This window comes from Mesorhizobium sp. LSJC280B00 (assembly GCF_000502835.1).
Classification (GTDB): Bacteria; Pseudomonadota; Alphaproteobacteria; order Rhizobiales; family Rhizobiaceae; genus Mesorhizobium.
Genome location: NZ_AYVL01000001.1, coordinates 25,272 through 40,068, shown reverse-complemented (window position 1 = coordinate 40,068; position 14,797 = coordinate 25,272). Strand labels below are relative to the sequence as shown.

At 63.1% G+C, this 14,797-nt stretch carries 12 protein-coding genes and 1 pseudogene; 8 read left to right on the top strand and 5 right to left on the bottom strand.

The genetic code is table 11. The annotated features are described in order from the left end of the window. The first annotated feature begins 3 nt into the window (after window positions 1–3). The 4 genes from X773_RS40885 (at window position 4) to X773_RS77910 (ending at window position 4,850) form a co-directional block, all read left to right on the top strand. Window positions 4–1,080 (top strand): glycine betaine/L-proline ABC transporter ATP-binding protein, encoded by a 1,077-nt coding sequence (locus X773_RS40885; RefSeq protein WP_031211022.1) that lies wholly within the window; start codon window positions 4–6, stop codon window positions 1,078–1,080. Then, window positions 1,077–3,059: an ABC transporter permease subunit gene (locus X773_RS40880; RefSeq protein WP_023674018.1), complete on the top strand. Its 1,983-nt coding sequence runs from the start codon at window positions 1,077–1,079 to the stop codon at window positions 3,057–3,059. The genes X773_RS40885 and X773_RS40880 overlap by 4 nt, the downstream gene beginning before the upstream one ends. A 158-nt stretch (window positions 3,060–3,217) precedes the next feature. Then, complete coding sequence (locus X773_RS40875) at window positions 3,218–4,318, top strand: calcium-binding protein (RefSeq protein WP_245274599.1); 1,101 nt, start codon at window positions 3,218–3,220, stop codon at window positions 4,316–4,318. Beyond that, window positions 4,290–4,850, top strand: a complete 561-nt coding sequence (locus X773_RS77910) for a hypothetical protein (RefSeq protein WP_023674016.1) — start codon at window positions 4,290–4,292, stop codon at window positions 4,848–4,850. The genes X773_RS40875 and X773_RS77910 overlap by 29 nt, the downstream gene beginning before the upstream one ends. Window positions 4,851–4,974: 124 nt before the next feature. Here the strand turns inward: X773_RS77910 and X773_RS40870 are convergent, their stop codons facing one another. From X773_RS40870 to X773_RS40850, 5 genes are read right to left on the bottom strand one after another with little or no spacing between them, the layout of a single operon-like run. Continuing rightward, a complete protein-coding gene (locus tag X773_RS40870; RefSeq protein ID WP_023674015.1) occupies window positions 4,975–6,156 on the bottom strand; it encodes a M20 aminoacylase family protein in 1,182 nt (393 codons plus the stop codon). Window positions 6,157–6,201: 45 nt separating this feature from the next. Further along, on the bottom strand, window positions 6,202–6,975 hold the full coding sequence (locus X773_RS40865; RefSeq protein ID WP_023674014.1) for an amino acid ABC transporter ATP-binding protein: 774 nt from the start codon (window positions 6,973–6,975) through the stop codon (window positions 6,202–6,204). Next, on the bottom strand, window positions 6,962–7,882 hold the full coding sequence (locus X773_RS40860; RefSeq protein WP_023674013.1) for an amino acid ABC transporter permease: 921 nt from the start codon (window positions 7,880–7,882) through the stop codon (window positions 6,962–6,964). Before X773_RS40860 ends, X773_RS40865 begins: the two co-directional genes overlap by 14 nt. An 8-nt stretch (window positions 7,883–7,890) precedes the next feature. Then, window positions 7,891–8,760 carry an ABC transporter substrate-binding protein gene (locus X773_RS40855; RefSeq protein WP_023674012.1) on the bottom strand — a complete coding sequence of 290 codons (870 nt, stop codon included), beginning with the start codon at window positions 8,758–8,760 and terminating at the stop codon, window positions 7,891–7,893. Between the two features lie 33 nt (window positions 8,761–8,793). Then, the gene (locus tag X773_RS40850) at window positions 8,794–9,768 is read right to left on the bottom strand and encodes a hypothetical protein (RefSeq protein ID WP_031211020.1); all 975 of its coding nucleotides are present in this window, start codon (window positions 9,766–9,768) and stop codon (window positions 8,794–8,796) included. Window positions 9,769–9,877: 109 nt separating this feature from the next. Here X773_RS40850 and X773_RS40845 point away from each other — a divergent pair, with 109 nt between their 5' ends. From X773_RS40845 to cysK, 4 genes and pseudogenes are all read left to right on the top strand, one after another. Continuing rightward, a complete protein-coding gene (locus tag X773_RS40845) occupies window positions 9,878–11,215 on the top strand; it encodes an aminotransferase class I/II-fold pyridoxal phosphate-dependent enzyme (protein ID WP_023674010.1) in 1,338 nt (445 codons plus the stop codon). Window positions 11,216–11,271: 56 nt separating this feature from the next. Further along, window positions 11,272–11,361, top strand: a pseudogene (locus X773_RS79250) (proline/glycine betaine ABC transporter permease); the annotation flags it as partial. Between the two features lie 112 nt (window positions 11,362–11,473). Further along, entirely contained in the window at window positions 11,474–12,784 is a 1,311-nt protein-coding gene (locus X773_RS40840) for an MFS transporter (protein ID WP_084640921.1), read from the top strand. 122 nt (window positions 12,785–12,906) lie between these two features. Further along, window positions 12,907–14,400 carry a cysteine synthase A gene (cysK, locus tag X773_RS40835; RefSeq protein WP_023674007.1) on the top strand — a complete coding sequence of 498 codons (1,494 nt, stop codon included), beginning with the start codon at window positions 12,907–12,909 and terminating at the stop codon, window positions 14,398–14,400. Window positions 14,401–14,797: the final 397 nt, after the last annotated feature.

Here is a 14,797-nt window from a genome sequence, read left to right as displayed (position 1 = left end):
CGCATGACCGATACGATTGAACAGGCGGCGAAAGCGGGCAACGACGCCCGCCCGATAAAGCTTGCCTGTCGCAATGTCTGGAAGCTGTTCGGGGCGGACGCGGCCGATTTCATCCGCCGGCGCGACGGCAAGGCCAGCCTGGCGGACATCGCCGCTGCCGGACTGGTTGGCGCGGTGCGCGCCGTCGATCTCGAAATCCGCCAGGGCGAGATCTTCATCATCATGGGACTTTCGGGGTCAGGCAAGTCGACGCTGGTGCGCTGCATGTCGCGGCTGATCGAGCCGACCCACGGCAAGGTCGAGTTTGAAGGCAAGGACCTGCTCAAGATTTCCGATGCCGCGCTGATCGAGCTGCGACGCCACCGCATGGGCATGGTGTTCCAGAATTTTGCCTTGCTGCCGCATCTCAACGTACTGGAGAACATTGCCTTCCCCCTCGGCATCCAGGGGCAGGACCGGCCGACGCGCGAGGCGCGCGCGCGGGAAGTGATCGAGCTGGTCGGCTTGCGCGGTCGCGAGCATTTCTATCCGCGCGAGCTTTCCGGCGGCCAGCAGCAGCGCGTCGGCATCGCCCGCAGCCTCGCCACAAAGCCGGAAATCTGGTTCCTCGACGAGCCGTTCTCGGCCCTCGATCCGCTGATCCGCCGTGAGATGCAGGACGAGCTGATGCGGCTGCAGACCATGCTGCACAAGACCATCGTCTTCATTACCCATGATTTCGACGAGGCCATCCGGCTGGCCGACCGGATCGCCATCATGAAGGACGGCGAGGTCATCCAGATCGGCACGCCGGAAGAGCTGGTGGTCAATCCGGCGACCGACTATGTCGCCGAATTCACCCGCGATGTCGATCGCGCCAAGGTGATATCGGCGCGCAGCCTGATGCGCGCCTGCGACGGCGCCGAGTACGGCGGCACGGTCGCGCCGGATGCCAAGATATCAAGTTTTTCGGCTGATATCGTCTCTGCCGGCAAGCCCTTCGCGGTGGTCAACGGCACCGGCAAGCCGATCGGCTTAGTCACGCCGCAGGCAGTGATCGATCTTCTCGCCGGCATAGAACGTCGTGGGGCTGGCGCATGACGGTCACGGCAAGCGGCAGCGCAGCGAGGCCCCGGCCGGTTCAAACCTGGCTGGCGATCTGGGCCTGCGCGCTCGCCGCCGTGCTTATCGTCTTCCTGCTGCAGGAAAGCCTGCCCTGGGCGGTCAATTACCCGGCCGGCGCGATCGTTCCTGTCGCAGACTGGGTCGGTGCGCTGATGAACTGGGTGAAGTCGAACTTCTCCTGGCTGACCCGCTCGATCACCGCGGTGCTCGGCGTGCCGCTCGATTTCGCGCTCGGTCTTCTGGCCAAGAATTTCAAGATCGGCCATGGCGCGGATATGATCGTCTTGCCGCGCCTGTCCTGGGTCGGCGTCTGCGCTGCCGCCTACCTTGCCGGACGCGCCGCCGGCGGCTGGAAGCTGGGTGCGCTGGCCGGCGGCTGTTTTCTCTACATCGCGCTGTTCGGGCAGTGGACCAGCGCCATGCTGACGCTGGGCTTGATCTCGATCGCCGTGCCGTTTTGCATTGTCACCGGGCTGTTCGCCGGCATCTGGGCATGGCGCAAGCCTTGGGCGGAGAGGTTGTTGATCTCCCCTGCCCTCGATCTGATGCAGACGATCCCGACCTTCGCCTATCTGATCCCGATGCTGCTTCTGTTCGGCAACAGCCCGGTCTCGGCAATGATCGCGACGGCAATTTTCGCGACGCCGCCAATGGTGCGGGCGACGATGCTCGGCCTGTCGCGGGTGCCGTCGGAGATCGACGATTTCAGCGAGATGGCCGGCTGCACGGCACGGCAAAAGCTGTGGCGGGTGCTGTTGCCGTCGGCGCGGCCGACATTGATGGTCGGCGTCAACCAGGTCATCATGCTGGCGCTCAATATGGTGATCATCGCCTCGATGATCGGTGCCGGTGGGCTCGGCTATGACGTGCTTTTGGCGTTGCGCGCGCTCAAGGTCGGCGAGGCGATGGAAGCTGGCCTCGCCATCGTCGCACTGGCAATTGCACTCGACCGGCTGAGCCAGGCGATCGCGCACAATCACGCCAAGGGCAATGTCCGCCATCAGGCCAGCACGAGTTTCTGGCGGCGCTATCCCAATCTGACGCTGGCCGTTGCCATCCTCGCCGTCGCCACGCTGCTCGGCCTGTTCGTGCCGGCGTTCGCCGCGGTGCCGAAAGCGATCACCTTCACCACCGCGCCTTTGTGGAAGGCGGCGGTGAACTGGATCACCATCAACTTCTTCGACACGATCGAAGCGTTCCGCGTGGCGCTTATCCTCAATGTGCTCAACCCGGTGCGCGCCTTCTGCGAGGGCTTTCCGTGGCTGGGCGCGGTGTGTCTCCTCGGCCTTGCCGGCTACCAGCTCGGCGGCTTGCGCCTCGCCGCCCTGGTCGCGGCATTGACAGCGTTCTGCGCCGCCACCGGACTTTGGGAAAAGACCATGGCGACGGTCTATTTGTGCGGCATCTCGGCCTTTATCGCCTGCCTGATCGGCATCCCGATCGGGCTGATGGCATCGCGCAGCGACCGCTTCGAAAAGATCGTCACGCCGGTCATCGACACGCTGCAGGTGCTGCCGTCGTTCTGCTTCATCATTCCGGTGGTCATGCTGTTCAGGGTCGGCGACGTCACCGCGATGATCGCCACCGTCGCGTTCGCCGTGGTGCCGGCGATCCGCTATACCAATCACGGCATTCGACAGGTGCCGCCGGCGCTGATCGAGGCGGCGAAGGTTTCGGGCTGCACCAGGCGCCAGACCTTCTTTCGCGTGCAGCTGCCGCTGGCGTTGCCCGAGATTATGCTCGGCGTCAACCAGACCATCCTGATGGCGCTGGCGATGATCATCATCTGCGCCATGGTCGGCACGCGCGATCTCGGCCAGGAGGTGTTCATCGCCCTGTCCAAGGCCGATTCCGGTCGCGGCATCGTCGCCGGCCTGGCCATCGCCTTCATCGGCATCGTCGCAGACCGGCTGTTCAACGCCTGGACGGCGAAGGCTCGGGCAAGGCTGGGATAGTCCGGAATAGGACGGCCTCAGGAAGCTGCCGCCAAGCGCGCCGTTAACGAGGCACCGATCCCTACGCCTAAAGACATAGCCATTCGGGATTATTGCTCGTTTTTGCCTCACATCGTACGGCTGTCATGGGACGGGTAGGCTCAACAGGAGAGCGGATAATGTCTACACGCGTTCCTTTTACTCCCGGCGATCTGGTGGATCATCAATGGGGTACCGATGACATCCTCACTAGCGACCTGGCTACAGCTATCTTAATCGGCGATGCTGGCGGCAGCATGTTCGATTTTTCTAAGGGCGGCAACGACACCTTCACGGCGCTGCCAATCTCCACAACCACTACTGCCTACGGTGATGCTGGCGACGATATGTCGGACCACAGCAAGGGCGGCAACGACACTTTCACGGGCGCCTCGCTAGGCACCTACACTTTCTACGGTGATGCCGGCGGCAACATGTTCGGTCACGCCCAGGGCGGCGGCGACAGTTTTAGGGCCGAGGGCGACTCCTTCAACACTTTTTACGGCGACGCCGGCGGCGACATGTCTGACCACAGCAAGGGCGGCAACGATACCTTCAGCAGTGAAGTGGGTCGACGGGTAGACAACACGTTCTACGGTGACGCCGGCGGCAACATGTTCGGCTTTGCTCAAGGCGGTGACGACACTTTCCTGACCCAAACTAAACAAGGAGCTGACCACACCTTCTACGGTGATGCGGGCGGCGAAATGTCGGATCACAGCAGGGGCGGCAACGACACCTTCCAGGGCTCCAGGCAGGCCACCAACACTTTCTTCGGTGACGCCGGCAGCAACATGTCCGGCAATGCGCAGGGCGGCGACGACAGTTTCACGAGCAGGACCGACTCCAACAACACTTTCTACGGTGATGCCGGCGGCGATATGTCGGACTACAGTAAGGGTGGCAACGACACCTTCACGGGCGCCTTCTTTTCCACCAACACTTTCTTCGGTGATGCCGGCGGCAACATGTCGGACCATGCTCAGGGCGGCGACGACCGTTACACAGACCTGGGTGGGGCGATCCCGAGCAAAACTCTTTATGGCGATGCGGGCGGCGATCTTTCCGGTTTTGCCGCGGGCGGCAACGACAACTTCACGAGCGCGGGTGGCTCGGAGATAACTTTCTACGGCGACGCGGGCGGCAGTATGTTCGACCATGCGCTTGGGGGCGATGATGTGGCCGTTTTTGGGGTATGGCGACGCTGTCACGATGCTCGGCAGCGCTGTGGGCGGCAATGACACCCTGACCGGCGGGGACAAAAGCGCCTTTCCTGATGTTCTAAACGAGTTGTACGGCGACGCATTCGCTATGTCGGAGTCCGCCACGGGCGGCAACGATATTCTTACCGGCGGCCAGAACAGCGAAAGCGGCCAAGTCCGTAACTTCTTGTGCGGCGACGCTCTGCAGATGTCCGGTTCGGCCACGGGCGGCAACGATACCCTGTACGCCGGGAGCGCGGCACCCGGCTGTACGGTCATCAATGACATGTGGGGGGATGGGCAACTGAGCGAGTTGGCTCAGGGCGGCCGAGACCAATTCATATTCAAGGACGATGGTTCAATGACGGTCGGAACCCAAAACACCATCTACGACTTCAACCAGACCCAAGGCGACACCATCGTGTTTAGTGGCGTGGGGGGCGTGCAATCGTTCGATGATCTCACAATTGCGCAAAGTGGAACCAGCACCATCATTACAGCGGGAGACGATCAAGTTACTCTCGCAAATTTTACGAGCCTGCTGGCAGCGAGTGACTTTCTGTTCGTCTGAGAGAGCGAAACCCTACCCTGTTCGAATGAACTGGAATGCGGTGAGAGTTCGTTGAAGATCGTCGCGGCCGGTCGCCCCAATTGTGCTCGACCGGCCGATCGACGATCCCAGCCGCAGGTATGGGTCAAGCGGCCAGGAATCTCTCGGTCAATCGAGCCCAGAGCGCTGCGCCGACGGTCAGATTGCCGTCGTTGAAATCATATTTCGAGCTGTGCAGGATGGCTGAATCCTCGCCGTTTCCGAGGCGCAGGAAGCAACCGGGTTTGTGTTCGAGGAAATAAGAAAAATCTTCGCTGCCGGGGATCAACGGGCAGACGGACACCTTGTCCTGACCGACGAGTTCGACAGCGATGTCTGTCGCAAAGGACGTCTCGCGCTCGGAATTGACCACCACCGGGTAGCCGCGCTCGTAATCGATCTCGACTGTTGCGCCATGCGCCTGCGCCACAAGTGCTGCGATATTGCGAATACGCTGCTCGAGCGTGTCGCGGATCTCGGCCGAGAAGGAGCGGACGCTCAGCGTGATTTCGGCGTGTTCCGGGATGACGTTGGAGGCCGTGCCTCCGTGAATCGTGCCGACGGTGACGACAGCTGTCTCGATCGGGTTGACGTTGCGCGACACAACCGTCTGCAGGGTCATGACGATGTTGGCGGCAGCGACGATCGGGTCGACCGTCAGGTGCGGACGCGAGGCGTGGCCGCCACGCCCGGCGATCCTGATGGTGACGGTATCGCTCGCCGCCATCAGCGGCCCGGCGCGCATCAGGAACGAACCCGTCGGCGCGCCCGGGTGGTTGTGCAGCCCGAATATCGCATCGCAGGGAAAGCGCTCGAACAGGCCGTCGGCGATCATCGCCTGCGCCCCGCTTCCCTTGCCGGCTTCCTCGGCCGGCTGGAAGATAAGGTTCACCGTGCCGTTGAAATGCCGTGTGCGCGCCAGGTATTCGGCGGCGCCGAGCAGCATCGTGGTGTGGCCGTCATGACCGCAGGCGTGCATCTTGCCGCTGGCCTGGCTGGCATAAGGGAGATTGGTCGCTTCGGTGATCGGCAGGGCGTCCATGTCGGCACGGATGGCGATGCTGCGGCCGCTGCCCTGGCGCAGACGGCCGACGACCCCGAGCCCGCCGACATTGCGCGTCACCTCATAGCCCCAGCTTTCGAGCCGTTCGGCAACGTATGCAGCCGTTTCTTGCTCCTGGAATGAAAGCTCGGGATGCGCGTGCAGGTGCTGGCGGGCCGCTGCAAGCTCGGCGGCCTTGTCGGCGAAGTCGGAAATGTCGGCGAACTGGTTGGAGGTCTTTGGCATGGGAGGTCCTTTGCCGGCCGAGCAGGTGCCGCGCCGGTTTTGCTTTTAGATGAAACGACTCAGGAAAGCCCGCGTGCGCGGGTGCCTGGGTTTAGCGAGAACCTCGTCCGGAGGCCCGGCCTCGATCACATTACCGTCGTCCATGAACACCACCCGATCCGCTGCTTCGCGGGCGAAGCCGATCTCATGCGTGACCACGATCATGGTCAAGCCCTGCCTGGCGAGATCGCGCATGGTGGCGAGCACCTCGCCGACCAGCTCCGGATCGAGCGCCGACGTCGGCTCGTCGAAGAGCATCAATTTCGGGCGGATGGCGAGCGCACGGGCGATGGCGACGCGCTGCTGCTGGCCGCCTGAAAGCTGGCGCGGATAAGCGTCGATCTTGTCGGCAAGACCGACACGGGTCAGCAGTTCGCGGGCGTAGCCGATCGCCTCCTTGCGGTTCTCCCGGTGAACGCCGACCGGAGCCTCGATGACGTTCTGCAGCGTCGTCATGTGCGGATAGAGATTGAACTGCTGGAACACCATGCCGATCTTGCGCCGCTGCGCGGCGATCGCGCGGTCGGAAAGCTTGTCGAGGCGGCCGTCGTGCAACCGGTAACCGATCTGCTCGCCGTCCACCTCGATCGACCCTTGGTCGATCGCCTCGAGATGATTGATGCATCGCAGGAAGGTCGACTTTCCGGAGCCGGACGGTCCGAGAATGACCACCACCTCGCCAGGCGCGACGTCCAGATCAATGCCCTTCAGCACCTCGAGCGGGCCGAAGGCCTTGTGAACGTTGCGCGCCCGGACCAGGGGCGTGTCATGCGCGCTCATTGGCGGCCTCCAGGGTGGCGGTCGCCGTCTTCTCGCGCGCGCCGCGGTCGCCGCGGCTGTAGTGGCGTTCGATCGCGCCTTGCGCGACATTGAGGACCGAGGTGATCAGCAGGTACCACAGCACTGCAACCATCAGCAGCGGAATGATTTCGAAGGTGCGGTTGTAGATCGACTGCACCGAGTAGAGCAGGTCGGCCATGGCGATGACGCTGACAAGAGACGTCGCCTTGATCATGCTGATCAGCTGATTGCCGGTCGGCGGCACGATCGACCGCATCGCCTGCGGGATGATGATGCGCCGCAAGGACCGCGCGCGGGTCATGCCGAAGGCTTCAGCCGTTTCGGCCTGTCCCTTGTCCACCGACAGCAGCCCGCCACGGATGATCTCGGCCATGTAGGCGGCCTCGTTCAGCGCCAGACCAAGAACGGCGGCCGTCAAAGGCGTGATCAGGTCGTTGGTGTTCCAACTGGCGAAGCCAATGGAAATGCGCGGAAACAGCGTCGAAAGGTTGTACCACAGGATCAATTGCACCAGCAGCGGCGTTCCCCGGAAGAACCAGATGAACAGGCCGGAGAGAAGGGATGCCAGCCTGTCGTTCGACATGCGCGCGATGGCGAGCAGCAGGCCGAGCACGATACCCAGGATCATCGCCACGACCGTCAGGCCGAGCGTTACGGAAAGCCCCTGCATGACCGTCGGATCGAAGAAATACTGGGCGACGACCGGCCAGCCGAAATTCGGGTTGACTGCAACGATATAGGCGAAGCCGGCTGCCACGGCGACGGTGAACGCCCAGAGCGCCAGCCGGACGAGCGGAAACGGCCGGTGGGCTCGTTTGACGTCGCGCAGCGCGTCGTCGGGACGTCGCGGCAGCCCGGCCGCGTAGGCAGCGGTGGCGTCGGTCATGGCAGCCTCTACTGGCCCTGGTTGATGCCTGGCGCATCGATCATGTTCTTCTCGAGACCCCACTTCTTCATGACCGCGGCGTAGGTGCCGTTCTTCATCAGTATCTTGAACGCGTCGAGCAGCACGCCGCCCAGCGGCGAGCCCTTCTTGACGACGGCGCCTTGATAGATGTCCTTGAAGCCGTTGGCCTGGCCGACCCCGGCGAGTTCCAGCTGGCCCTTCGCCTGCTCGACGAAATAGGTCAGCGGCGCCTGCGAGGAGAAGAATGCGTCGGAGCGTTTCGACCGGACGGCCAGTATCGAGCTCGGCTGGTCGGTGAAGGATTGCACCTCGACGGCCGGCTTGCCCCCCTCGGTGCATTTCTGCGCCTGCTGCTTGATGACCTTTTCGGCCGAGCCACCCGACATGACGGCGATGCGCTTGCCGCACGCGGTGTCGAGCGAGGTGATGCCTTGCGGGTTGCCCTTCTCGACGGCGAAGACGACGTATTCGCGCACCCAGTCGATGAAGTCGTTGGATTTCTGCCGGTCGGGATAGTCGCCGACAGGCCCCATCGCGAACTGATAACGGCCGGCATTGATGCCGCTCAGCAAAGCCGGCAGGCCGGCGACCGAGGCATGATCGATCTCGACACCGAGCAGCTGGCCGATGGCGTCGGAAATGTCCCTGGTCGCCCCCGACAGTTCGGTGCCGGTGACGATCTCATAGGGCGGGAATGAGCCGTTGTTGACGGCTGTGATCTTTCCCGCCGCGCGGATCTCTTCCGGCAGCCGGGCCCGCAAATCCTCGTTCACCGATTGCTTCTGGATATCCTGGGCAAAGCTGGCCTGCGCCAGCATGGTGACGAGCGAGGCGAATATGAAGCTGATTGTCCTCATGGCATTCTCCTTCGTGTTCTTCGTTGTGCGTTGTCAGGCTGCGGTGGCCCGCGATATGGCCTCGAAAGGAAACAAGGCTTCGGCGGAAATCGGTTCCGCCAGAATGCCCTGGGCATGGAGCTCGGTGACGAAATCCTCGATCATGCGCCGGTTGGCCGGCAGGCCGCTGGCGTTCCAGGAGGCAGGCAGGTCGCGCCCCGCATGAAGCAGCTCCTCGAGGATCCAGGGCGAGGTATCGGCATATTTTCGGCGCTTTGCCGTCCAGACGCGCTGGCTTTCGTTGATCAGCCTGGCGAGTTCCTGCGGCAGCCAGGGGTGCTCCCTGACTAGGGCGGCCTTGACAGCGACCAGATGCATGCCCGGGACATAACCGACGTCGGCGAAATAGGCGCGTTCGGCCGCGCGAAAATCGCGCAGCACTTGCCGGAAGCCGGAAGCCGGGCCGAAAAAGCCGTCCGGCATGAAGGGCGTGAAAACGGCGTCGAGCTCGCCTTGCGCCAGCAGCTCCATCATCGGGCGCTCGCCTGGTGCTGCTTCGATGCGCCCCGGCCTGCCGAATCCGTCGAGGCGGTCGGCGATCGGGTGCCCCGATGTCAGCCTGCCGGCGAACCAATAGGCATCCTCGACGCCGACGCCTTCCCGGCGAAGTGCTGCGCGCGTCCATGTGTTGCCGGAATCGCGCCAGCCGGTCACGCCGATGCGTTTGCCGGCAAGGTCGGAAAGCCGTTCCAGCGGGCTGGCCTCGACCGTTATGATGCAGCGATGGCGAAAGCCGCGCATGATGAAGCACGGTATTCCAACCATCGTATCGACGCCCGAAGCCATGGCCGACACATAACGGCTGAACGAGACCTCCGCCGCATCGTAGTTCGGATCGGTGCCGAGATCCGGAATGAGCGTGGCGACGCGGTCAACCTTCACCGACAAGCGGCTCGAAGTGACGTCACCCAGCACCAAAGGGGTGAGATAGTCCCAATCGCGGGTGGCTATAGTGATGGAGACGGGCATCGGCATGAACTTCAACGCTATGTTTGACCGGCGATTGGTAAATGTTTATTTTTGACCGATCAAATGTTATTATGTTATTGAACATTAGCTTTAATGATCGCGGGTGCTGATGGATTTCGATGCAGGATGGTTCGCTGAACGCCTTGGCGACCGCACGATGCGCGGCATCGCGCGCGAGACCAGTGCGCTAATCAGAAGCGGCGCGCTGCCTGTCGGCGCAAAGCTTCCGCCGGTGCGCGATCTGGCCTATGTGCTTGGCGTCAGCCCGGCGACGGTCTCGCAGGCGTGGAGCGAGTTGCGGCGCTACAAGATCATCGGCGGCCGCGGACGCAACGGCACCTGGATCATGGGCAACCGCTTTGCCGCCCGGCCCGAGCGCCACATGAGCGGCGGCAATTACGGACAGGATGTTCTGAACCTGGCGATCGCGGAGCCCGATGTGAGGCTCTTGCCGCCGCTCGACATCGCGCTGGCGCATGGCGCGCGCGCCGAAAAGCTCAACAGCTACGAGCGGGTGCGCATCCTGCCCGAGCTGGAAGCCGCAGTGCGCCCGTCATGGCCGTACGATCCCGGCGCGTTCCTGGCCACCAATGGCGGTTACAACGCCATCTACACCCTGCTGCATGCGCTGGTCCCGCCGGGGGCGCCGGTGGCTATCGAGAACCCTACGGCGCTTCGCCTGCTCGACATCCTCGAGGATCTCGACGTGCCGATCATCCCGGTAGACTGCGACAGCGACGGTCCCTTGCCGGATGCACTTGCCAACGCTCTGCGGCAGCGGCCCGTCGCGTTCCTGTTCCAGCCGCGCGTCCATTCGGTTACCGGCGCCTGCATGTCGTCGGCGCGGCTGGAAGTCATCGGCGACCTGCTCGCCGGCACCGACGTGCTGATTGTCGAAGATGACGGCGTCGGCGATATTGCCTCGGCGCCGCGCATTTCGCTTGGCCGGCGTTTTCCCGATCGCGTCGTCCATATCCTGTCCTATTCCAAGACCCACGGCCCGGATCTGCGGCTCGCCGTGCTGTCTGGATCGGCGACGATCGTCGAGCAGATCCAGTCCTACCGCAGCTTCAGCTCGGGATGGACCAGCCGCATCCTGCAGGCAGCCACCGCCTGGCTGCTGCAAGACCCGGCCACGGCCGCCCTGGTGGAGCAGGCGAAGGAGGTATACCGCGGCCGTCGCGAACGGCTCGCCGGCGAACTGGCCAAACGCAATGTCGATATCGACGCCGGACACGGTCTCAGCGTCCTCATTCCGGTTGCTTCGGAACCTTACGCGATGGTCACGCTGGCCGCCCACGGCATCGCGGTCCATGCCGGAGCGAAGTTTTCGACGGGAAAAACGAACGCTGTCCGCGTCGCGACCAGCATTCTGGACGAGGAGCACCTCGAGCACGTCGCAAATTCCCTGGCGCTGGCAGCCGATCCGGCGCGGGAGGTTAGCTAAAGGGTCAGCTACTCCGACGGATAGTTGGCGACTGGCCATATACAGACCCTGTCTTCTTTCGCGTTCAACTGCCGCTGGCCGGTCCCGAGATCATGCTCGGCGTCAACCAGTCCATCATGGTGGCGCTGGCGATGATCATAATATCTCCCTGATCCACCGTTCACCGAGAGGAGATTGCAGGTCGAGGTGAGCCGTTTCCACGGCCCGCGTTGGAGGTTTCCACGCTGACGCACACGCCTGCTTCCATACCGCTGGCCGATGACAGCTTCGAAGAGGTCCTTCGAGGTCAGAAACATGTCGAATCGTCAGGTATCACCAACTGGAGGCAGGGAGGTTCGGGACGGCGCAATACGGCTGCGCGGCCTGTTGGCTGCGGCCGGTGCCACAACCGCCATGGCGTTCGGATTTGGCAGCCTGGCGCTGACATCCGTCTTCATCAGACCGCTTGAGGCGGAGTTTGGCTGGTCGCGAGCCGACATCAGCCTTGCCTACACGTTATCAAGCGTCGGCATGGCGTTGGGCGGGCTGTTCTGGGGCCGGCTGTCGGACCGCCTGAATGTCAAAAGCCTGCTATTCATCGGCTCAGCTGGCATGGTGATCGCGCTCGCCGCGCTTTCCTCCGCCAATTCGCTCTGGCAGATCTATGCGGCCAACTTCGCTTTGGGCGGGCTAGGCTTTGCCTGTCTGTACGCGCCGGTACTTGCAGTGACCGGACTCTGGTTCGACCGCCGCCGCGGCGTGGCGGTGGGGATCGTCACAGCAGGCGGAGCCCTGGGCCAGGGCATAATGCCCTACGCCGCGAATGCCTTGATTGACGGCGTCGGTTGGCGCCTCGCATACGCGATCATGGCGGCGGCGACGATGGCTGCGCTGGCGATCTTCATGCCGGCGGTTCAGGCGCCGCCCGTCGGTGAGGTCCTTCCCGCGCCGGTGCGTTTTTCAGCAAAGCCAGGGTTCCAAAGTGGCCGCCTTTCCCCGGTGACGCTGCTATCTGCCGCAGCCTTCCTCTGCTGCGCCTGCATGGGCGTCCCGCTGATGCACCTCACGAGCTTCGTCACGGCTGTGTGCGGGTCTTCGGATGTCGGATCGCTCAGCCTGCTGACCGCCATGCTGTTCGGCGCCGTCGGGCGGATCGCGTTCGGGCTCCTCGCCGACCGGGCAAGCAATCTTGCCGCCTATGCCCTGGCGTCGTTTATTCAGACGGCATGCGTTGCGATTTTTCCCGCGCTGGACCAGCAGCTGAGCCTGCTGGCGCTGTCGGCGGTTTTCGGCTTCGGCTTCGCCGGAAACATGACGTGCCTGATCCTTTGCGTGCGCCAGTTTGCGCCAGCCGAACGCTTTGGCCAGTCACTCGGCATCGTCATGCTGATCGCCTGGCTGGGCATGGGCGTGGCCGGCTATTTCGGCGGTTTCGTCTATGACAGCTTCGGCAGCTATGGGCCCGCTTTCCTGGTGGCATCTGTCGCAGGCGCGGCCAATCTCGTGGTTCTGGGCGTATTGGCGGCATCATCCGGCGCGAGAGCGCAGGTCCCATGCGGCCGCCTTCCGGACCCTGCGATGAGGCGCTGATTCAAACGTCGAAATCCATTTTAATTCCACGTTGGTTCGAACGCTGCAAACCACGGCCTTCCTGCCAACCTCAGAGATCGAAGAGGGCAGAGCACCGTCATCACCAGGCAAGGACAGCTGAGATGAGCAGTATCTACGACAGCATTCTCGACACGATCGGCGACACGCCGGTCGTCCGCCTTTCCCGCATCAACAATGGTGCCGCTTCGCTCTATGCCAAGATCGAGGCGTTCAATCCTGGCGGCTCGGTCAAGGACCGTCTTGCCGCAGCGATCATCGAAGAAGCGGAGAGTTCGGGTGCACTTCGGCCTGGCCAGACGGTGATCGAGGCGACGAGCGGCAACACGGGCATCGGACTTGCCATGGTTTGCGCGCGGAAAGGCTATCCTCTCGTCATCGTAATGCCGGAGAACGCCAGCCTCGAACGCCGCAAGCTGATGCGTTTCTTCGGTGCCAAGGTCGTGTTGACCCCTGCTGTCGAGCGCGGCAGCGGCATGCTCGCCAAGGCGTTCGAGCTGGCCGGAGCGCACGGCTGGTTCCTCTGCCGGCAATTCGAGACGCCCGTCAACGCCGATGTCCATGCCCGCACGACAGCGCTCGAAATCCTCGCAGCGTTCCAGGACCGTCCACTCGATTACTGGGTCACCGGCACCGGGACCGGCGGAACGCTGGCCGGAGTGGCGCGAGTACTCAAGCGCGAGCGCCCGGAAACGCGGATCATCGTCTGCGAGCCCGACAATTCGGCGCTGCTGTCGAGTGGCATTCCCCAAGCTTTCGACGAACACGGACTGCCCACTCGGGCGCACACTCGCTTCCGGCCACACCCGATGCAGGGCTGGAGCCCTGATTTCATTCCGCTGATCGTCGGCAACGCGATGGCTGACGGTCTTGTGGACGAAATCTTGCCCGTTTCAGGCGCCAGCGCTTTGGAAGCTGCGCGCCGGCTTGCGACGGAAGAAGGAATACTGGCGGGGATCTCTGGCGGGGCTACCTTGAGCGGCGCACTGGAAATCGCTGGACGCGTCGGACCGGACCGGAACGTGCTCTGTATGTTGCCTGACACGGGCGAGCGGTATCTCAGCACGATTCTGTTCGATCACATCAGCGAGGAAATGTCGCCCGCCGAAGAGGCGATCTCTCGCTCCACACTCGGCTACCGCTTCGACCGGCCGCCGTCCTTCGCCCTTTCATCGGCGCCCGTGAACGAAATCCAAATCGATCAGTCGGCGCATGCGTTTGTCGATGAGGCGATCTATGATCCGGAGCATCCGGTGGTCATATTCGCCCTGACATGGTGCGAATTCTGCTGGACGGTAAGAAAGCTTTTCGACCGTGCCGGAATCGCCTACAGGTCCATCGACATCGATGCTCCGGAATTCCAGAAGAACGGCCGGGACGGGGAAATCCGCAAGGCTCTGAGGGCCCGGATCGGTTCGCCTACAATTCCGCAGGTCTTTGTCGGCGGCGAGCATATCGGTGGTTGCATGGATACGCTTGCGGCCTGGCGGGACGGCACGCTCGCCGCCCGGCTGGAGTTCGTTGGCGCAAACTACACGCCCGGCGCATGCGCAAATCCCGAGAGCCTGCTGCCCCGATGGGTGCGCGCGGCAGCGTGAGACCCTGCCTCCGGGCCTTTCAGAGTGCGGTCGCCACCATCAAAGCGAGCCGGAACGGGCGTGATCCCGTTCCGGCTCGGCATTCATGTGGACTTGTCCGTGTCGGCCTTCCCACGAAGGGAAGGCAAATCAGAGCGCAGGCGGAAACCTCACGCTTTCGGAAACGAACGCTTTCGGCAGCGGCACGGACTTGATACAATCCATGGCTAATTTAGCAGCGACTGGGATTGGCAAAGTGTCGCTCGAAATTCGCGTTCTCGGAGATCTGACCGTCCTTCGCCTTGGCGAGGTCGTTTCCTTGCCGCCTTCGAAAAAGACGCGGGCTCTACTGGCCTATCTTGCGCTCGTAGAGCGCCCGCAGCGGCGCGAGCGCCTTTGCGAGATGTTCTGGGAGGTA

Bases quoted from the DNA above. Each gene is read 5' to 3' on its own strand.
- X773_RS40845 (WP_023674010.1), top strand. From the start codon at position 9,878: ATGGATTTCGATGCAGGATGGTTCGCTGAACGCCTTGGCGACCGCACG.
- cysK (WP_023674007.1), top strand. From the start codon at position 12,907: ATGAGCAGTATCTACGACAGCATTCTCGACACGATCGGCGACACGCCG.
- X773_RS40850 (WP_031211020.1), bottom strand. From the start codon at position 9,768: ATGCCCGTCTCCATCACTATAGCCACCCGCGATTGGGACTATCTCACC.
- X773_RS40880 (WP_023674018.1), top strand. From the start codon at position 1,077: ATGACGGTCACGGCAAGCGGCAGCGCAGCGAGGCCCCGGCCGGTTCAA.
- X773_RS40860 (WP_023674013.1), bottom strand. From the start codon at position 7,882: ATGACCGACGCCACCGCTGCCTACGCGGCCGGGCTGCCGCGACGTCCC.
- X773_RS40855 (WP_023674012.1), bottom strand. From the start codon at position 8,760: ATGAGGACAATCAGCTTCATATTCGCCTCGCTCGTCACCATGCTGGCG.
- X773_RS40870 (WP_023674015.1), bottom strand. From the start codon at position 6,156: ATGCCAAAGACCTCCAACCAGTTCGCCGACATTTCCGACTTCGCCGAC.
- X773_RS40840 (WP_084640921.1), top strand. From the start codon at position 11,474: ATGACAGCTTCGAAGAGGTCCTTCGAGGTCAGAAACATGTCGAATCGT.
- X773_RS40885 (WP_031211022.1), top strand. From the start codon at position 4: ATGACCGATACGATTGAACAGGCGGCGAAAGCGGGCAACGACGCCCGC.
- X773_RS77910 (WP_023674016.1), top strand. From the start codon at position 4,290: ATGCTCGGCAGCGCTGTGGGCGGCAATGACACCCTGACCGGCGGGGAC.
- X773_RS40865 (WP_023674014.1), bottom strand. From the start codon at position 6,975: ATGAGCGCGCATGACACGCCCCTGGTCCGGGCGCGCAACGTTCACAAG.
- X773_RS40875 (WP_245274599.1), top strand. From the start codon at position 3,218: ATGTCTACACGCGTTCCTTTTACTCCCGGCGATCTGGTGGATCATCAA.